Origin of the sequence: Corynebacterium camporealensis, from assembly GCF_000980815.1 — a bacterium.
Lineage (GTDB): Bacteria > Actinomycetota > Actinomycetes > Mycobacteriales > Mycobacteriaceae > Corynebacterium > Corynebacterium camporealense.
Window position 1 is genome coordinate 1,766,624 of record NZ_CP011311.1, and the last position, 18,028, is coordinate 1,784,651.

The 18,028-nt window shown below is 58.3% G+C and carries 17 protein-coding genes and 2 tRNA genes; 5 read left to right on the top strand and 14 right to left on the bottom strand.

Annotated features, from left to right (window positions below):
* Nucleotides 1–7 precede the first annotated feature (7 nt).
* The 8 genes from UL81_RS08225 to UL81_RS11515 form a co-directional block, all read right to left on the bottom strand.
* Nucleotides 8–1,363 carry an MFS transporter gene (locus UL81_RS08225; protein ID WP_046453477.1) on the bottom strand — a complete coding sequence of 452 codons (1,356 nt, stop codon included), beginning with the start codon at nt 1,361–1,363 and terminating at the stop codon, nt 8–10.
* Nucleotides 1,364–1,378: 15 nt separating this feature from the next.
* On the bottom strand, nt 1,379–2,104 hold the full coding sequence (deoD, locus tag UL81_RS08230) for a purine-nucleoside phosphorylase (protein ID WP_035105379.1): 726 nt from the start codon (nt 2,102–2,104) through the stop codon (nt 1,379–1,381).
* Between the two features lie 133 nt (nt 2,105–2,237).
* Nucleotides 2,238–3,179 (bottom strand): sugar-binding transcriptional regulator, encoded by a 942-nt coding sequence (locus UL81_RS08235; RefSeq protein ID WP_035105381.1) that lies wholly within the window; start codon nt 3,177–3,179, stop codon nt 2,238–2,240.
* A 24-nt stretch (nt 3,180–3,203) separates the two neighbouring features.
* Nucleotides 3,204–4,142: a uridine-preferring nucleoside hydrolase UriH gene (gene uriH / locus UL81_RS08240; RefSeq protein ID WP_035105383.1), complete on the bottom strand. Its 939-nt coding sequence runs from the start codon at nt 4,140–4,142 to the stop codon at nt 3,204–3,206.
* Between the two features lie 3 nt (nt 4,143–4,145).
* A complete protein-coding gene (gene uriT, locus UL81_RS08245) occupies nt 4,146–5,567 on the bottom strand; it encodes a uridine transporter UriT (RefSeq protein WP_035105385.1) in 1,422 nt (473 codons plus the stop codon).
* A gap of 106 nt (nt 5,568–5,673) precedes the next feature.
* Nucleotides 5,674–6,243, bottom strand: a complete 570-nt coding sequence (locus UL81_RS08250; RefSeq protein WP_035105386.1) for a Panacea domain-containing protein — start codon at nt 6,241–6,243, stop codon at nt 5,674–5,676.
* Nucleotides 6,244–6,379: 136 nt separating this feature from the next.
* Nucleotides 6,380–6,453, bottom strand: a tRNA-Ile gene (locus tag UL81_RS08255).
* A 44-nt stretch (nt 6,454–6,497) separates the two neighbouring features.
* Complete coding sequence (locus UL81_RS11515; RefSeq protein ID WP_052097721.1) at nt 6,498–7,271, bottom strand: CatB-related O-acetyltransferase; 774 nt, start codon at nt 7,269–7,271, stop codon at nt 6,498–6,500.
* An 847-nt stretch (nt 7,272–8,118) separates the two neighbouring features.
* On the opposite strand from UL81_RS11515, the gene UL81_RS08270 reads away from it, so the two are divergent.
* Nucleotides 8,119–8,191: transfer RNA gene (locus tag UL81_RS08270), tRNA-Asn, on the top strand.
* A 76-nt stretch (nt 8,192–8,267) separates the two neighbouring features.
* Here the strand turns inward: UL81_RS08270 and wecB are convergent.
* Nucleotides 8,268–9,419: a non-hydrolyzing UDP-N-acetylglucosamine 2-epimerase gene (gene wecB, locus UL81_RS08275; RefSeq protein WP_035105387.1), complete on the bottom strand. Its 1,152-nt coding sequence runs from the start codon at nt 9,417–9,419 to the stop codon at nt 8,268–8,270.
* Nucleotides 9,420–9,645: 226 nt separating this feature from the next.
* On the opposite strand from wecB, the gene UL81_RS08280 reads away from it, so the two are divergent.
* Nucleotides 9,646–9,915 carry a hypothetical protein gene (locus tag UL81_RS08280; RefSeq protein ID WP_035105389.1) on the top strand — a complete coding sequence of 90 codons (270 nt, stop codon included), beginning with the start codon at nt 9,646–9,648 and terminating at the stop codon, nt 9,913–9,915.
* A 20-nt stretch (nt 9,916–9,935) separates the two neighbouring features.
* Here the strand turns inward: UL81_RS08280 and dnaG are convergent, their stop codons facing one another.
* Nucleotides 9,936–11,858 carry a DNA primase gene (gene dnaG, locus UL81_RS08285; protein WP_035105391.1) on the bottom strand — a complete coding sequence of 641 codons (1,923 nt, stop codon included), beginning with the start codon at nt 11,856–11,858 and terminating at the stop codon, nt 9,936–9,938.
* A 109-nt stretch (nt 11,859–11,967) separates the two neighbouring features.
* Between dnaG and UL81_RS08290 the strand changes: the two genes are divergently transcribed.
* Both UL81_RS08290 and UL81_RS08295 read left to right on the top strand, forming a co-directional pair.
* The gene (locus UL81_RS08290; RefSeq protein WP_035105393.1) at nt 11,968–12,429 is read left to right on the top strand and encodes a ribonuclease domain-containing protein; all 462 of its coding nucleotides are present in this window, start codon (nt 11,968–11,970) and stop codon (nt 12,427–12,429) included.
* Nucleotides 12,419–12,676 carry a hypothetical protein gene (locus UL81_RS08295; protein ID WP_035105395.1) on the top strand — a complete coding sequence of 86 codons (258 nt, stop codon included), beginning with the start codon at nt 12,419–12,421 and terminating at the stop codon, nt 12,674–12,676. The genes UL81_RS08290 and UL81_RS08295 overlap by 11 nt, the downstream gene beginning before the upstream one ends.
* Before the next feature lie 10 nt (nt 12,677–12,686).
* Here UL81_RS08295 and UL81_RS08300 read toward each other — a convergent pair whose 3' ends face one another.
* Nucleotides 12,687–13,970, bottom strand: a complete 1,284-nt coding sequence (locus UL81_RS08300) for a deoxyguanosinetriphosphate triphosphohydrolase (protein ID WP_046453696.1) — start codon at nt 13,968–13,970, stop codon at nt 12,687–12,689.
* Nucleotides 13,971–14,332: 362 nt separating this feature from the next.
* Nucleotides 14,333–14,926, bottom strand: a complete 594-nt coding sequence (locus tag UL81_RS08305) for a YdcF family protein (RefSeq protein WP_035105397.1) — start codon at nt 14,924–14,926, stop codon at nt 14,333–14,335.
* 51 nt (nt 14,927–14,977) lie between these two features.
* Here UL81_RS08305 and UL81_RS08310 point away from each other — a divergent pair, with 51 nt between their 5' ends.
* Complete coding sequence (locus UL81_RS08310; protein ID WP_035105399.1) at nt 14,978–16,996, top strand: TPM domain-containing protein; 2,019 nt, start codon at nt 14,978–14,980, stop codon at nt 16,994–16,996.
* 3 nt (nt 16,997–16,999) lie between these two features.
* Here the strand turns inward: UL81_RS08310 and UL81_RS08315 are convergent, their stop codons facing one another.
* Both UL81_RS08315 and UL81_RS08320 read right to left on the bottom strand, forming a co-directional pair.
* On the bottom strand, nt 17,000–17,473 hold the full coding sequence (locus UL81_RS08315; RefSeq protein WP_052097722.1) for a hypothetical protein: 474 nt from the start codon (nt 17,471–17,473) through the stop codon (nt 17,000–17,002).
* Nucleotides 17,474–17,517: 44 nt separating this feature from the next.
* On the bottom strand, nt 17,518–18,027 hold the full coding sequence (locus tag UL81_RS08320) for a hypothetical protein (protein WP_035105401.1): 510 nt from the start codon (nt 18,025–18,027) through the stop codon (nt 17,518–17,520).
* Between the last annotated feature and the right edge of the window lies 1 nt (nt 18,028).

An 18,028-nucleotide genomic window follows, 5' to 3' on the forward strand; every position in this document is an offset into this window, starting at 1 on the left:
GTCTCTCCTATTTAGCTTCGTGGCGGGCCATGGACAGGTCGCTGACGACGTAGAGGAAGGCGCCGACGGCGGCGACGATGGTCAGGACCCACAGGGTGGTGTTGTAGCCGCTGGTGGCATCGAGAAGCTTGGCGCTGTACGCAATGCCCAGCGGGATGGCGATGTTGATGGTCAGGTTGTAGAAACCGATGGCGATACCGGACTTGGCGGCGGTGATCTTGGATAGTGCGGTGTTGACCAGCGGGGCGTACATCAGCGCGAAACCGGAAGCGAAGGCGATAATCGCAACGGCGAGGACGGCGACGTGCAGGGTAACGAACAGGGCGCAGACCAGCAGGGAGCCGGCAATCATGCCCATGCCGATATACACGGTCACACGCGAGCTTAAGTAGTTACCAATCTTGCCCGAGGAGGCGCCGACGATAATGGCGCAGACGTAGCCAGGGATCATCAGCATGCTGGCGCGATCGAGAGTCATGCCGTGCAGCTCGTTGGCGGCGTACGGAAGCATAAAAATGAAGCCCATTTGCGTCGAATAGACGAAGAAGACCATGACCAGGGTCCACACGTAGCGGCCGTTGGTGAAAAATTCCGCTTTGACGACGGGGCGCTTGGCGTTGCGCACGTGGTAGGTAAACGCGGCGATGCCCAGGACGGTGAGCACGATCCACGCCCAGTTGAATGCCTGCATGAACATAATCAGCGAGGTGGCAATCACTGCGACGAGGAAGAGGCCGAGGGCATCGAGGTGGCCTTCGACGGCTTCGTCTTCCGGGACCATCTTCACGATTGCTGGCACGGTAAGCACCAGAATCAGCGGGATGAGGAACATCGCGGTCCAGGAGATGTAGGTGGACACGAAGCCAGACGTCAGCGCGCCGATGAGCAGGCCAGCCTGGAAGGCGGCGGTAGAAAAGCCGAGGTAGGTCTTCTGGTCAGCTTCCGAAAGGTGCTTGGTGACGTAGATGACATACAGGGTCTCTGCGGCGGCCAGGCCGGCAGTCTGAATGAGGCGGCCGGTCAGCACCATGGCCCAGGATCCGGAGAAGATAAAGCCCAGCAGGGAGCCTATGGCAATCAGGCCGATGCCGGTGAGCATGAGCTTGCGGATGGAAATCGAGTCCGCAAGTGCGGCGTAGACAACGCCGCCGATACCGATGAGCACACCAGCTAACGATGCCTGCAGCGAGGCAGTCGTATCGTCGATGTTGAGGCCCTCGGCAATGGGCATGGTCATCGTCTTAAAGCCGTTGTCGATGACCAGGGAGAAAATGAAGACGAACAGCAGGATCGGCACAGCGGCCTTGGGGTTAATGCCACCGGTGGTGGTGCCCTGCTGGGCGCGGGTTGCAGAAGAGGACATGGCGGGGATTCCTTATTACTTATCCAGGCCGGCCAGCGGGAGGGTCAGCTCAATCATCTTGCGGAAAGCGGTTTGGCGCTCTTCGGCGGTGAGGTGGGTATCGGCAACCAGGTTGTCGGAGACGGTGAATAGGCCCAGGGCGTTGACGCCTGCTTCGGCAGCGGTGGCGTACAGGGCGGCGGATTCCATCTCGACGCCGAGGACACCCATATGCGCCCAGCGGGAGTTTACGGTCTCGTCGAAGTTGTAGAAGATATCGGAGCTTAAGACATTGCCGACGTGGATGTGGGCGCCTTGGCGCTCGGATTCATCGACAAGTGCTTTGAGCAGCTTCCAGGACGCGGTCGGAGCGAGAGTGCCCGGCAGGTTGTACTGCTCGAGGAAGCGGGAGTCGGTCGAGGCGGCAGAGGCGACGATGACGTCGTGCAGGTCGATGTCCTCCTGCATGGCGCCGATGGAACCGACGCGGATGAGGTTCTTCACGCCGTAGTTGTGAATGAGCTCCCAGGAATAGATACCGATGGACGGCATGCCCATGCCGGTGCCCATCACGGAGATGGGGTTGCCCTTATAGGTACCGGTGAAGCCGAGCATGTTGCGGACTTCGTTGAACTGGACGGCGTCGTCGAGGAAGTTTTCAGCGATGAACTTGGCGCGCAGTGGGTCGCCAGGCAGCAGGATGGTCTCGGCGATGTCGACGCCCTTGGGGTTGATGTGCGGGGTTGCGATGTCGTTGGACATATTCGGCTCCTGTAGTCGAAAACTTAACAGCTACTTATAAGCCTAAGCCCGCGCGAACAAATGTCAACACCGAAGTTGTCAAATGTTCAACAATCGGGGGCAAGGGTGCCCAATATCACTTATTTATGTGCTTCTACTCCGCTGAGAGGTCTACAACGCGCTGGGCGGTATCGCGGTCGATGACCAGATGAGTGGCCAGCCCCATGCGCAAAGCGACGGCGATGGCGCGCGCTTTACTGGACCCACCTGCGACAAGGACGCGAGTAGGACGAGTGGCGAGATCGGAAAGTTCGATGCCGACGGTGCGCTCATCGACAGCTGGCACGGCGACTTCGCCAGTGTCGGTATAAAAACGAGAACACACATCTCCGACCGCACGGTTGAGGATCTGCTCGGTTTCTTCTGGTGCGAGGTAGCCCAGATTCAGCGCCAGGGACTCCTCGGCGGCAGCGCCGGCGGTGAATACGGCGACGTCGACGCTGCGGCCAAGCTCTAAGATATGAGCAATATGTCGGTCTTTGACCACCCAACTTTTCGCCTCCGCGGTATCGAAAATCACCGGCAGCGGCAGCATGTGCGTGCGGGCATTGAAGGCGTGCGAGAAGCCCTGCAGGGTCTCAGCATCCTGGGTGGAGCGCTCGGAATGCGAGTGCCCACCTTTGAGTTGGACTACCTCTACCCCACTTAAAGACAGGTGGCGCAGGTGTTCGGCAATCGAGCGCATCGTCGCACCCCAGGAGACCCCTACGCTCATATCATCGGTGACCAGTTCTTCAAGCAGCGCAGCCCCGGCGCGGCCGAGTTCGGGCAGGACGTCGTCGCGGGTGGGAACGGAGACAACGCGGGCATCGGAAAGCATAAAGCGGGAGCGCAACTGCGCGACCAAATCGTCGGTGCGCTCACGGGGATCATCAATGCTGATGGTGACAAAGCCGGCATTCTGCGCGTGCTGCAACAGCTTGGACACCGTTGGACGCGAAACCTTCAGCCGCGCTGCCACCTGCGCTTGGGACAGCCCACCGTGGTAGTAGAGCTTGGCAGCATCAATGGCCTGGCAGTCGCGATCATCCAACATGCCTTCCATCTTCGCATAAGATTTCTACCCCAGGCGACGCAGTGCGTCGACCACCAGATTCCAAAATCCCGCGTGGTCTAGCTTCGTCGCGACCTGGGTATGACAATCCGCCGGGGCGGGCGCGCGGAAGTCCGTGACGGTCATACCCGTGGTGTGCGTACCGGTTAGCTCCACATGTACCGGCGCCTTCACGGTCTGCACCACCGACGGGTCGATGAGGTACGCAATCGTGCACGGGTCATGGACCGGCGGGTGCTCAAAGCCCTGGTTCTCACGATAAGCCTCACGGAAGAAACCAAACAGGCCGACAACAAAGTCCGCCACTGGCGTTCCGAGTTCCTTAATCGACGCCTCCACTTCATCCGTCGCCAAGGCCTGGTGGGTCAAATCCAGGCCCACCATGGTCACCGGCCAGAGCTCTTCGAAAACGATGTGGGCGGCCTCCGGGTCAATTTTGATATTGAACTCTGCGACAGCAGACCAATTGCCCTCGTGGTAACCGCCACCCATGAGCACAACTTCCTTCACGCGCTCCACGATGCGCGGTTCCTTACGTACCGCCATCGCAATATTGGTCAGCGGACCCGTCGGCACGAGCGTAATCGTTCCCGGTTCAGCTTCCATGATGGTGTTGATGAGGAAATCGACGGCGTGGCCATCGGCAAGCGCTGCACTAGGCGAAGGCAACTCAACGCCTGCGACATCCATGCCGGTATCACCGTGGACATCGTCAGCAATTTCTGGCTCCCGCAACAACGGGCGCCCGCAGCCGGCATACACAGGAACGTCTGTACGACCTGCCACCTCCAGCACCACCCGGGCATTACGAGCAACCTTCTCCAGACTGTTATTGCCACCGACCGTCGTCACGCCAAGTACCTCAATGTCTGGGTTACCCAGCGCCAACAGCAGCGCTACGGCATCATCGTGCCCCGGATCGCAGTCGAGAATAATCTTGGTCATGTCTTACTCCTTTAAGTTGCGGGCGGCCACGGTATCGGCCACGTTTTCTGGCTTCGGGATAAACAAGCTCATGGCCAATGCTGCCAGCAAAATGACACAGCCGGTGAGCAATCCTGCGCGGTAGCCCTGCTCGAAGGCACCTGCCACAGCAAACAAAATGGCAAAAGACACTCCTGCGCCCAAGTTGAACGCACCGGCGTTCATACCCGGCAGGTAGCCCTGGTTATCTTCTGGGGAGAGCACAATACCCAGCCCGTTGAGCATGATGTTGGAAATACCGGCGTAAGTCACACCAATGAAAATGGAGACAAACAACAAGGAAGCCTTACCCGGCTCGCCGACAATGAATACCGCAATGAGCAGACCAATCACCGTGCCGACCAAGCCTGTCTGCAACACAAAGCGATAACCAAGACGCGCTGCCAGCCAGCCCGCAATCGGACCAAAGACCAACCCTGCCAGCGCATACGGCGTCAACGTGTACCAGGAAATCACATCTGCGCTAAGACCCGCACCCACCGAGTCATCCTGGCCCAAGTTCGGAATCAAACCATTCATCACCGCAAAGACACCCGTCATGGTCAACAGCGTTGTCGACAACAACGCCCAGGTGCGCCGCTGCTTCATGTACTCCACACTGACCAATGGGTGGCGCACGGTCTTTTCCATCTTCCAAAACACCACCACTGCCACGGCAGTCACGGCAAAGAGGAAGATGACGAGGACCCAGTTGGCATCGGCAAGTTTGCCTGCCTCATTAAAGGCAGTCAGCACCGCTCCCAGCGCAATCGCCAACGGCAGCAGACCCTTCCAGTCCATCGGCACATCCGACTCAGCCTGCGACTCCTTGGTCATCAACTGCACGCCCACCACTGCTGCTAAGCAAAACGCCGCCATCACCCAAGACACGGAGCGGAAACCAAAATTGCCCGCCAGCCAACCACCGGCCAGGGCATCCACACCCGCAATACCACCATTTACTGAGGTCAACACACCCAACAGCAGCGCGTACTGCTTTTCATTGGCCACCTGCTGGCGCAACATAATCAGCGTCAGCGGCACCGTCGGACCAGCCACACCCTGAATCACACGACCGACCAATAACACCGCCACATTCGGCGCCAGCGCCGCAATCACACAACCAATGCCAGTCACGGCCATCATCCCGACGAGCACCTTACGACGCCCAATCAGATCACCCCAGCGCGGCAAGAACAACGAAAACAAGGCGGCGGCAGTAAAAAACGCCGACTGCGTCAACCCAATCGCCGCCGAGGATGCACCAAGCTCCGATTCCATCGTCGCCAACGCCGGCGAGAGCATCGACGCATTCAACTGAAACGCAAACACCGCCGTCAAAAGCGCCACCATCAACGGCACCACCGCCGCAACCGGCAACTTCTTCGGCTCCACCACCGCAGTCATGAACACACCTTCCCAACCAAACAATCAGTTAGGAATGATTCTAAAGCCAAACCCACCCCAGCAACACAACAACCTCCCCCACAATTCACTCACCGAACAAACCCGCTTAACGACGCGCCAGCCCCTCCAGCACACCACCCCACCGCTCAGTCGTCGCATCCAACCTCGCCTGCAACTCCCCACCAGAAACCTCACGCACCTGCACAAACGGACGCCGCGGACCATCCATATGCCGCGCCTCAGCCAAGCCATAAAACCTCTTCATAGCACGCTGCGACACAACACCACCCAAGCCCACTTCACAACCCACACCTGCCCGTGCCGAAATCCACGGCTGGTCCGCACAAACCCATCCCATAAGCTCACGATGAGTCATGCCACCATAAAAATCCACAACCGCATCAACTACCGCAACATCCCGGGCATCCAAACTATCATCAACAGCCCCAAACGCCCGCGGCGAAAACCAACCAGACCGCCCAGCTAAACACTCCTCAAACAAACCAGGCTCCACCGGCCCGTCCTGCCCCGCCCGAAAATCTTGCGCAAAAAGCGGACGCCCAAACCACCCCAAAGACCACGCCTGGCAGTAATACGTCAGCTTCTGCAGCCTCCCCGCATCAACCAACCCAAGCCGGTCACAAATTGCCTGCGCAACAGCCACCGAAGTACCCACGACGACCTCCTACCCACGCAACCACTCAAGACAAAAGGATACAGCACACCAGAACCAACACCGACAGAAAAGACACCCCAGCACCACAACACAAATAACCCCGCAAACTGCATCAACACAGTTCACGGGGTAAACGTGGGGCCAGCGGGGCTCGAACCCGCGACCAGCGGATTATGAGTCCGCGGCTCTAACCGACTGAGCTATAGCCCCTGGATAAAGACAAGCAGGCATAACCTGCAAATCCTTTCCACACTTTACCGAACCTGCCGCCTACTAAGAAAACCCACCAAATTACGTGTCAACCGCAGTAGCTGCTCACGCCCTAGAACATACATACCTAGAGCCCCCCCCAACCCAGTCCGGAATACGAATCTGGAGTCAGGGGTAACCCGATTTCGCTTACCCGAGAACACAGGAGGTGTGAACTCCAAACTGCGGAACGCCTCGATTGTCTCCAACGGGTTAGCGCGCATAAATCTCTGCAGGAACTCAGGGTCATACTGCCACCACTGAATCTCTAAAAGGGCCTTCCGGACGTCTTCATCAAAACGCCAGCGAATATGCTTTGCTGGGAGTCCACCGACGATAGAGTACGGCTCAACATCTTTATTAACGAAAGCACCAGCGCCGATGACCGCCCCATCTCCAACGGTGACGCCGGTATTAATCCGAACGCCATCCCCAACCCACACATCATTACCCAGGATTACCCGGCGCTTAGGGTCGCTAGACGCAAATCGCTTGCCTTTACCTGAAGGTGGGAATTTGAAGAACCCAGCGATTGAAGTGTTGTGGATGTCGTGATTTCCTAAACCCAGCGATACACCGCGCCCGATCCTGGTGTAGCGACCAACTTCTACATAGGAGCGAATCAATCCCCCACGGAATCCCGATCCGAAACCAAAGAAAGAGGTTCCAAGGATTTCGGCGTTGGTGATGGATACCTCATCTTCAGCGAAAATGAGCCACTTTCCTTCAGAGGGATCAGTGAAAACTGGTGGTTTGAATTTAGCTATATGGGAAATCATAATCGGTCACTTCCACTAGAGTGGAAAAACCTCGTTGCCATGGCAACCGACTCCCCACCATCCAGTGGACCGCCCCTTGATTTCTTATTCCCGTAGAACCTTCCCCTGGGCTAGTTCTGCTTCTGGCAGGCATTAGATCATGATTCCCCCTACCTCCACGTGACCCTGGCCAGGCATTATATCGATTTCCATACTAGCGAGCTGTAAAGGCAAGAGATCATCTGAATTCCAAGCTTTCGTGCTAGTAACTACAGCGCGGGGACGGTTCCAATAACGAGGTTGAATTTAGAAAGATCCCCTCTCAACGCCAGCTGAATCAGGGCTACGGCTTGGCCAAAACTCACTGACAGTTGGTTTAACACCCGAGAAGTCAGCGAGTCACCCGATGGCAAGTAACCCGTGCGAATAATCTTCTCACCGCCAGCTCCATACTCCACTTCACCAGTCCTCATATAAGACCGAGCCCCTACGCCCTGTCTGGTTCTCCCCTGAGGTACACCAAGGTAATGAGGTTGTGGGGCAATAACAGTTACCGAAGCACCGATCTTATGGAGTTCCTGAGTAAGCCACGCCCATCGCCTTTGTGGAACCCCTTGTTCTGGAGCCCAGTATTGAGAGATGAAGAGCACTTTCATTTACACATTCCTCGGTTAACGTAGGTGGGCAAGACCATCCAATTATCATACCGGCGACGCTGCGATTTTCTCCTCAAATTCATCAATTGGCGATCGCCGTACACTTAACCCAGGCGGCTAAAAGTGCCTTTTTACCAGGGGATTTGCTTAGTAAGCCGGGGGCTCTATATAGTTAAGTCTCGTTGCAGCGAGCACAGCTCAAAACAACATATTCCTCCATAGCTCAGTTGGCAGAGCATTCGACTGTTAATCGAAGGGTCACTGGTTCGAGCCCAGTTGGAGGAGCACTTATACTCCGCAAGGTCCTCATGTCCTTGCGGAGTTCTTTGCCGTCGAAGGTTATTTAGGCGCTCGACTCTGCTTATGCACCAGCAACAAAATCCGGCAAGCGCTCACCCATTCCGAGCAATTCTGCGATAGCGGCACTTGCACGTGCTGCTGCCTTTCCGTCGCCATAGGGATTAGCGGCTTTAGCCATCGATTCATATACCGCATCGTCGTCTAGCAGGAGTTTGGATTGGGCCACGATGAGATCCCTATTCGTCCCCACCAGCTTCACGGTTCCTGCCACTACAGCTTCGGGGCGCTCGGTGTTAGCACGCAAGACAAGAACAGGCTTTCCTAAAGCCGGCGCTTCTTCTTGCACACCGCCAGAATCCGTCAGAATGATATCGGCGCGGCGTTGGAGCTTTGTGAACTGATCGAAAGGAAGAGGATCCGTGATGATGACATTGCGCAGCCCTTCCACCTGGGGAAACACGGCTTCTCGCACCTTTGGGTTGAGGTGAAGCGGAAGCACAAAAAAGGATTGCGGGTAGCTAACAGCTAAGTCTTGTACTGCGCCACCGATTCCTTTCATAGCTTCAAAATTCTCGCGACGATGCGTCGTTACCACTACGAATCGGTGATCAGTATCTGCGGCGGCCTGTAGGCGTACATCATCAAACTTCGTATCCCACGATGCTGCTTCCAAGAGTGCATCGATAACCGTGTTGCCGGTAACCACGATGTCTTTAGAACGGAAATCTTCTTTACGTAGATTTTCTAACGCACCTTCTGTAGGCGCTAGATGCAACGAAGCAACCTGACCAATTATCTTTCGGTTAGCTTCTTCCGGAAATGGCGAGTGAATACCACCGGTACGCAATCCAGCCTCAAGATGAACAATTTGTACACCCCGGTGAAATGCAGCCAATGCAGCTGCCATCGCTGTCGAAGTATCACCTTGGGCGATAACGAGGTCTGGCCCTTCTTCTTCAATAATGGCGTCCAGGCCCGTAATTGCACGCGCTACAAGCTCATTAAGGCTTTGCCCTGGTTTCATCAGCGACAGGTCGTGCTTAGGAGAAATGCCAAACATCGTGTTGACCTGCGCAAGCATTTCCTTGTGCTGCCCAGTAGAGACTGCAATGGACTCAAAGCGATCATCGGTCTCCAGTGCCTTGATCACTGGAGCAACTTTGATCGCCTCTGGTCGAGTTCCATAGACGGTCATAATTTTGGGCTGTGCCACGTCAATTCCTTAGCTTTAAAAATTTCAAGATTAATTGAAGCATGAAGCCAGGCAGATTTCTGCCGTTTAACCCCACTAGAGGGAGGTGTCTAATCAATTCGTCGATTGCACAGCGCTATCGTCGTTGCCGACGGTGGTAGGCTCACGCAGGCTGCTTGATTGGCGCAATGTAGGTAGGCTGGTCAAAAGTTAGTCTGATCGCGAAATTAAGGGGACTGTAAAGCTCATGATCCAGTTTGTCGTCGGCGCTGCCGCAGGTTACGTCTTTGGCACCAAGGCGGGCCGCAAGCGTTACCACCAGCTCAAGGGCGCCTACGAGAAGGCGATCAACTCCCCTGTTACTAAGTCCGCTGTAAATTCTGCACGTCGTGCGGTTGCTAATCGCCTCGATCCGGAACCGCGCATGCGTGAGGTCAAGGATCTCTCCCGTGGTCGTAAAAACAAAGGCAAGCAGGTAGACAATCCGGACCGGATTTACGAGCCCGATGAGGATTAATCTCTCGTTGTTTTAGTTGCTTACATGTTGGGGGTGCCGCGGAAGGCGCGGTCGTTGAGTTCGCGGCGGGCTTGTTCGAGTGCGACGAGGTCGGCAAATAGGGAGTTGTAGCTGGATTCGTCGTCGGATGGACGCATGCGGCCGAGTTGGGCTTTGAGTTGGGCGATTTGGTCGCCGACGCGGGTTTCCTGCAGGCGGGAGAGCACGGAGTCGGCGTAGACGTCGGGGGTTAAGTCCGTGGGCAGGATGGGTTCGACTGCTAACTCGGAGACGAAGTTGCGGCCGGTGAGATCGAGCATCTCCCCTGTCACGGCGGCGATCCAGTCGACGCTGGCGAGTTGCGCGCCTTGGGCGGCACCGCCGACAGCGCTAATTGCTTTACGGACATGCCGGTATGCGTCGTTGGTGTAGGCATCCTCCGGGATGCCGTCGAAGTAGCTGCCCACAACGTCCGGGTATTGCAGGGCGAGTTTGAGGGCCTCGCGCTGTGGCCACAGGTGGGTTTCTTTGGGGCTCGGCGGTCGAATGACGGGTGCGTCTTGTTGGGCAGGCTGCTGCTTTTGATTGTCGAAGCGCTGCAGGGGGATGCGCTTGTCTTCCTTCTTCGGACGGCGCGCAGCGTTTTGGACCTGCTGGAGGACTTCTTCCGGATTAGGCCAGCCGACCCAGCCGGCCAGGCGGCGGGCGTACTCGCGACGTAATGGGGCGTCGCGGATGTCGGCGACGACGGGGACGGCGCGTCGCAAAGCTTGCAGGCGCCCTTCAGCAGTATCGATGCGGTAGTCGGAGATGACGGACTGGATGACGAACTCAAACATCGGGATGCGGTCGGCAACCAGGTCGCGCACGGCGACATCGCCGCGCTCCAAGCGGAGATCGCAGGGGTCCATGCCGTCTGGGGCAACGGAGACGAAGGACTGGCCGGTGAACTTCTGCTCGCCTTCGAAAGCACGCATGGCGGCTTTCTGGCCGGCCTCATCGCCGTCGAAGGTGTAGATGAGCTCACCATTGAAGTAGGAATCATCCAGCATCAATCGGCGCAGCACCTGCAGGTGCTCCCCACCAAAGGCGGTGCCACAAGAGGCCACGGCGGTCTTCACGCCGGCGGCGTACATGGCCATGACATCGGTGTAGCCTTCCACCACGACAGCTTGGTGCTGCTCGCTGATGTTGCGCTTGGCCAAATCCAGGCCAAAGAGCACCTTGGATTTGTGATAGAGCATGGTCTCTGGGGTGTTCATGTACTTGCCCAGCTTGTCGTCATCGAAAAGCTTGCGTGCACCAAAGCCAATCACATTGCCCGATAGGTCTTTAATGGGCCACAGCAAGCGACGGTGGAAGCGGTCAATGGGACCGCGCTTGCCCATCTTGGACAGGCCAGCGCCTTCGAGCTCTTCGAAGGAAAAGCCCTTGCGCAGCAGCATCTTGGTCAGCGTGTCCCAGCCTTCTGGGGCGTAGCCGCACTCGAAGTCGTAGATGATTTCTTTGGAAAAGCCGCGCTCCAACAGGAACTCGCGAGCGGGTGCGGCCTGCGGGGTTTCGAGTTGCTCGCGGTAGAACTCATAGGCTGCCTGGTTGGCCTGAATCAATCGGCGGCGGGTGCCGGGCTTTTCATCGCGCGCACCAGCTGTACCGCCTTGGTAGGTGATGTGGTAGCCGATTTTCTGTGCCACAGCTTCGACTGCTTCCGGGAAGGAGACCTGCTCCATTTCCATCAGGAAGCTGAAGACGTCGCCGCCTTTGCCCGTCGAAAAGCAGTGATAATAGCCGCGCTGCGGACGTACGTGGAAGGACGGGGTCTTTTCATCCTTGAAGGGGCTTAAGCCCTTCAGTGAGTCGTGGCCGGCGGGTTTGAGCTGGACGTACTCGCCGACGATCTCGTCTAAAGGCGCGCGTTCACGGATAGCCTGAATATCGCTGTCCGGGATTCTGCCTTTTACCATGCCTAGAGACTACCGCGCCTAACGATGTTCAGCTAAGCCAGCCTGCTCCTTTCCTTGTACGCAGGCGAGTTGTTTTTATTTTTCTGCCCCTTACTGTCATCATGGGACTATGTCCTCTCCCTCCTCGTCATCCAAAAAGCCCCTGTGGGTGACTGTGCTCAGCGTCGTTGCGGTAGCTGTAGCTGGGTACTTCGGAGTTGAACTGACCAGTGATAATGGTGGTTCTTCTGATCCCACGCGTCATGCGAACGCCGGTGGGAGCAGTGCGCAGATGGAATCTTGTTCCATCGATACGCTGCCGGAGGAGGCCTCTGAGACTGCCGATGACATCTTGGCAGGCGGGCCTTATGACTATCCGGAAAACGACAACCAGCACTTTGGCAACTACGAAGGCGTGTTGCCACAACAAGACAATGATTATTACCGCGAATACACGGTGGAGACTCCGGGGCTAAACCACCGCGGTCCGCTGCGCATCGTTACCGGTGGCGGCAGCGAGACCGACCCCGATGTCTGGTACTACACCGACGACCACTACGAATCTTTCTGCGAGATCCCAGATGCCGAATAAGAAGACCCCTGCTGCCCGCATCCTGATTACCCAACCCCTGCAATCGCGTTCTGAGTTCTTCCACGCACTCGGCGCCGTGCGCGACAAGTCCGTGTGCCGTGCCCCGCACAACCTTGACGACCTCGCGGACTTCCTCCGTGAGCACGAAGTCGCCTCCATTGTGGTCTCCCAATGGAAGCTGCCCGAGCCAGAGGGCGAGGAAATCGCGCAGGTCTTCACTGACGCGGGTGTTCGTTTGTTGAGGTAGGTTTCCTGGGTTACCCCAGGAAACCGCTGAATTCTGCGGTGTCGCGCGCAATGCGTTCGAGGCGGGATTCGGTCATCGAGGCGATCTGGTCGACGATGACGCGTTGTTTCTCGGCGTCGGTGTTGGCGCGGTTGTACCAGAGGCGGAACATCGGGTCTAAGGAGCCGGGTGCGCCGGCACTGAGGTAGTCGAAGACGCGGTAGATGCGTTCGCGCTGGCGGTCCTGGCGCGCTAGGTGGACGGGTTCGTCCATGACGTAGATGACTGCGATGGTCTTTAAGAGTTTGACTTCGGCTTCGGCCAGGGGTGGCACGACGAGGTTGCCGTGTTGGCGGCCGAGCTGGTGGGCATCGACAAGCTCTGCGTTAGCGCTGCGGGTGGCGTCGATGGTGGCGCCGACATAGCGGCCGACCAGTTCAGAGGTCATCTTTTTGAGCGTCGTGTAGTCCCGCAGGGTGTAGTTGAACTCGCTGGCAGCACCGACGATGGGTAGTTGGCGCAGGGAGTCGGCGGCATCGAGAAGCTGCTCGGCGGTACTGCCGAAGGCCTGGGCGCCTTTTTCGGCCAGGGCGGCAAGCTCAACCAGGTCCCAGAGGACAGTAAGGGACACGCGGCCGCTGACGATGCCATCTTCGACATCGTGGACCGAATAGGCGATGTCATCGGACCAGTCCATAGCTTGGGCTTCCATGCTGGGGCGGGTATCGGTGTGGCCTTCGCGCAGCCAGTCCAGGATAGCGGCGTCCTCGGCGTAGCAGCCGTACTTGCGATTGCGGGTGCCATCGGGGTTGGTGGGCAGCTTGGGGTACTTGCACGCGGCATCGAGTGCGGCGCGGCTGAGGTTAAGCCCGTAGGAGTTGTCCTCGTCGTCGATGACTTTGGGCTCTAAGCGAGTAAGGATGCGCAGGGTTTGGGCATTGCCCTCAAAGCCGCCGCAGGTATCGGCGACATCGTTGAGTGCATTTTCGCCGTTGTGGCCGTAGGGCGGGTGGCCGATGTCGTGGGTGAGCCCGGCCATCTCACACAGATCCGGGTCGAGTCCTAGGCCGCTGCCGATGCCGCGGGCAATCTGGGCGACCTCCAGGGAGTGAGTGAGGCGCGTGCGCGGGGTATCGCCATCGCGGGGGCCGACGACTTGGGTCTTATCCGCGAGGCGGCGCAGGGCCGCAGAGTGCAGCACGCGGGCACGGTCGCGGGCAAAAGCGCCGCGATGGTCCTTACCGCCCATGCCGGAGCCTTTCGGGGCTTCCTCGATACGGCGGGCGGAGTCGTGCGCGGAGTAGGGATAAGTCACAACCTGCATGTTAACGCGCTCTGCGCTGCAAAAAGCGCCTTACCCGCCCAAGTGGGCAGGAAAGGCGCTAGAGATTTTCCCCTAATGGGCAAAACCGCAGTGTAGATTACAGCCCCAGTGCAGAGGACAGCCCCTCAACAACGCCGAATGGCAGGTTGACCAGGTCCTGCAGGGTGCCGAGCAGGAAGTCGAATACGTTGGAAATGATGTCAAGCATGGGGGTTTCCCTTCTCTTGGCTTTTGCTTACAAAACATAACCATAGTCACGCATATTTCAATTGCAAGAACTTAGCGCAACAAAAATATTCTCGCCACCCCGACCGGGGGTATTATTTGTTGAACAAAACTTCAGATTTTCGCATTTATTGCAAGCGTTTTCGCTGGTTATAGTGCCGATTCTTCTGATTCGGACGCAAGATTTCTTCTATGCGATGCAGGGGGCTTTTTAGGTTATTGGCAATGCTATCCCCCGCGATAGCCGCGACTGCAAGCACAACGAGGCCGCCTGCTTCGTGGGCGAGGTACTTACACCACGCCTTGCTGAACTTCTTTGGGTTGTGGCCTGGAACGCCGACGGTGTGCGCATGGAATCCGGCCCGGCGGCCAATGAGCCCGGCGCGCAGGCAGTGCAGCGGGTCGGTGGCAATGAGGATGTCGCGGTAGCCGAGTGCGTCTTTGATGGCATTCAGGCTTTCTTCGGTGTCTAAGCCTTCTTCGATGGCATAGACTTCCAGGTCTTCCCCGTGATTTTTGTGGAGGTAGTCGCGGGCTACGCCGGCTTCGGTGTAGTTGTCGCCCTCGAGCTTTCCACCGACGGTGATAATCGGGACTGGCTTGTCCAGGTTGCGCAGTACCTCTACTGCTCCATCGAGGCGACGGCTTAAGATTCGGCTCGGTCGCCCGTTGTATTGCGCCGCGCCCAGCACGACGATTGCTTCGCACTGATTACTATTCACCCGGGCTAGCCTACCTGCCTAGATACTGATAGCGGCGGTAAGGTGGTGGGCATGAAAAATTCTGCTCGTATTGGTCGTGCGGCGCTGGCCGCGTTGTTTATCAGCTACTCGTCGGCAGGCATTGCGGTAGCTGGTGCTAGTGAGGCGCCCTTCGCGCTCACCGGAAACGACGAAACCGTCCTCGCGCAGGCTACGGTGACCGCGAAGGTCACCGATGACGTCGGCGTACTCGATCCCGGCACCGTTTCTGAGTTAGAAAACAAGATCACCGAGCACCAGCAAGAAACTGGCGAACTTATCCAGATCGTCATTACGGATAGCTCTGGCAGTGCGACCGATTTAGCTGAGCAGATTCGCAACTCCCGCGGTTCCAACTCCGCGGTCTACGTCATTGACCTGGAAACCCGCCAGACCGGCGTGTCTGTGGGCGCAGATATTTCGTCGGATGCAGAATCGCTTGACGATGCCGCCTACAGCTACCTGGCCAACGAGGACTACGTCGGGGCTGCCAACGCCTTTGTCGATGCCGTTATCGACGGCACTTCTGGCGGCTCTGGCTCAGGCGCAGCCTGGCTGGCCGGTGGTGCAGGCGCTATTGCCGTAGCCGGTGGTGGTATCTGGTACGCCACTCGCCGGAAGAACAAGAAAGACAGCGCGGAAACCCTCAGCGAAGCCCGCGAAATCGAGCCTGCTGCTACCGATGAGCTCTCCCGTCTGCCGTTGGAGACTCTCGAGACGCTGGCCCACGAAGAGCTTGTGTCTACCGATGAGTCCATCCGCCGCGGCAAGGAAGAACTCGACATCGCCACCGCGGAATTCGGCCCGGACCGCACCCGCCCGTTTACCAAGGCGATGAACCACTCGACCACGACGCTGCAGAAGGCTTTTGCTATGCACCAAAAGCTCGAGCAGCAGTCGCGCACTATCCCGGATTCGCAGCGTCGTCAGATGCTCGTGGAGATTGTCAGCTCTTGCGGCCAGGCCGACGACGCCCTCGACGCCCAGGCCAAGGACTTCGCTGACATGCGCGCGTTGCTCATGAACGCCGATAACAAGCTCGACGAGCTTACCCAGCGCAGCGTTGACCTGCGCGCTCGCCTGCCGCGTTCGACCGAGACCCTGCAGCAGCTCCAGGAGCGCTACTCCGCCGAGGTGCTCGACTCCATTCACGAGAACCCCGAGATGGCTGAGGTCACCATTTCTGAAGCTGAAAAGCTTATCGATGCCGGCCGCGACCTCGCTGCCAAACCCGCCGGCGAGCAAGGCGGCCTGGTAGCGAATATCCGCGAAGCCGAGCACGCCCTTGAGGTCACCGACCGCCTGCTGCGCGGTGTGGAAAACGCCGATAGCAACATTCGTGAAGCAGAAGACAGCCTGCAGCCACTTATCGAGGAAGTCGAAGGTGAAATCGCCGAAGCCGAAGAACTCGCCAACCAGGGCAAAGCCCAGGGCACTCAGGGCGATTGGGACTCTCTCGAAGACCTGCTCACCCGCTCGCGCACTGCTGTCGAATCCGCTCGTGCGGAAGGCTCCAACGACCCGCTGGGCCAGTACACCGCGCTAACAGCGATTGATACTGAACTCGACGAGCGCCTCGACCGCGTCCGCGAAGTCACCGCCACCCATAGCCGTCAGCTGCAGCTGTTTAGCCAGCAGATGAACGTCGCCGAATCCAACATTCAGGCCGCTGAGGACCTGGTGTCCTCCCGTGGTCGCCTCGTCGGTTCCCAGGCGCGCACCGCACTTGCCGATGCCCAACGCCTGCATGCCGAAGCACGCTACACCCGCGACCGCGACATCCGCCGCGCACTAGAAATCTCCCGTCAGGCCGCCAACGCCGCCCAGACGGCAGTGCGTCGGGCCCAGAACGACATCGATAACTACCGACGCCAGCAGCGCCGCCAGCAATCCGCCTCTTCTGCCGGCAACATCCTGACCGGCATGGTCATTGGTCAGATGCTCGGCGGCTCCAGCCGCGGCGGCTTCGGTGGCGGCTTTGGCAGCGGCGGTGGTTTCGGAGGCGGCGGCTTCGGCGGTGGCGGCGGCTCCACCCACGGCAGCGCCTTCTAGAACCTAAGACAGCATGAGCTTCTGCAGGATGTCCACCTGGAAACAGGCGTAGGTGATAAACACTGCGTCGAGGGCAGGCAGTTCGCCGTCGATGGGGCTGATATCGAGGCGATTGCGCTGTTGTGGTTCGGTGCGGGCCAGGGTGTGGCCGTCGAAGTCGTGGATGTCGCGTGCGCGGCGGAAGGGGTTGATGCGGTCCAGGAGATACTCGCGGTCACCACAAACGGCGCGCAAGCGGGTAATCGATAGGCCGGTTTGGCGGCAGCGGAAAACTTCACCCGTGGCCGTGGTGGCACGCAGGGAGAACCGCGAGCCGGGGGCACGCTCGAGCAGGATGCGCTGATGCGCGGCCTGGCCTAGGTGCTCGGTGGTCTCCAGGGCAGTCTCGAGGGAGGTGCCGGTGGAGGTGGTGGCCAGGGGGTTGCCGGAGGCATCGTAAAGCTTGCCTTCCTGCCAAAACCACACCATTTCAGACATGTTTTACTACCCTACTGCGCCACCGCGAATATGCAACTGATGTTTTAGGTAAACAGTGCGGCAACAGCCACGATGGAGGCCAGAACCAGCGAAATAATAATCGGTGCCGCAGTGCCCTTGGTGCGTTCTTCTTGCACCAGGCGGGAGAACCAGCTCAGCGCGATGACCTCGTCTTGGGTCAGGCCCTCGGTGTCCTCGTCGAATTCCAAGATGGCCTGGCGCAGGCCGCGGTTCTTGGTGGAGAACTGCGCGACCTTGTGCTCGTTGACATCGTCGACAATCCACTCGCCGGAGTTTTCCATGACGAAGGCGAAAGTACGGCCATCGAGGGAAATCTCGAGGCGCCTATCCTTGCCGAGGTTGCCGGCGATGCGGAAGACGCGGTCATCGGGAAGCGTTGCAGAGGCACCGAGCTTGGGATCGTTGTCCAGGCGCCAGAACTCGCCATCAATGTCCGCGGAATGCTCCGAGAAGGTACCCAGGGTTTCCGGGCCTTCCTCGACAAGCAGGACAGGATGGCTGTTATCGCTGCGATCCCAGCTGGTGTAGTGCATG

Coding starts and splice junctions, on each gene's coding strand:
- UL81_RS08225 (WP_046453477.1), bottom strand. CDS start 1,363: ATGTCCTCTTCTGCAACCCGCGCCCAGCAGGGCACCACCACCGGTGGC.
- deoD (WP_035105379.1), bottom strand. CDS start 2,104: ATGTCCAACGACATCGCAACCCCGCACATCAACCCCAAGGGCGTCGAC.
- UL81_RS08235 (WP_035105381.1), bottom strand. CDS start 3,179: ATGTTGGATGATCGCGACTGCCAGGCCATTGATGCTGCCAAGCTCTAC.
- uriH (WP_035105383.1), bottom strand. CDS start 4,142: ATGACCAAGATTATTCTCGACTGCGATCCGGGGCACGATGATGCCGTA.
- uriT (WP_035105385.1), bottom strand. CDS start 5,567: ATGACTGCGGTGGTGGAGCCGAAGAAGTTGCCGGTTGCGGCGGTGGTG.
- UL81_RS11515 (WP_052097721.1), bottom strand. CDS start 7,271: ATGATTTCCCATATAGCTAAATTCAAACCACCAGTTTTCACTGATCCC.
- UL81_RS08280 (WP_035105389.1), top strand. CDS start 9,646: ATGATCCAGTTTGTCGTCGGCGCTGCCGCAGGTTACGTCTTTGGCACC.
- dnaG (WP_035105391.1), bottom strand. CDS start 11,858: ATGGTAAAAGGCAGAATCCCGGACAGCGATATTCAGGCTATCCGTGAA.
- UL81_RS08290 (WP_035105393.1), top strand. CDS start 11,968: ATGTCCTCTCCCTCCTCGTCATCCAAAAAGCCCCTGTGGGTGACTGTG.
- UL81_RS08295 (WP_035105395.1), top strand. CDS start 12,419: ATGCCGAATAAGAAGACCCCTGCTGCCCGCATCCTGATTACCCAACCC.
- UL81_RS08310 (WP_035105399.1), top strand. CDS start 14,978: ATGAAAAATTCTGCTCGTATTGGTCGTGCGGCGCTGGCCGCGTTGTTT.
- UL81_RS08315 (WP_052097722.1), bottom strand. CDS start 17,473: ATGTCTGAAATGGTGTGGTTTTGGCAGGAAGGCAAGCTTTACGATGCC.
- UL81_RS08320 (WP_035105401.1), bottom strand. CDS start 18,027: ATGCACTACACCAGCTGGGATCGCAGCGATAACAGCCATCCTGTCCTG.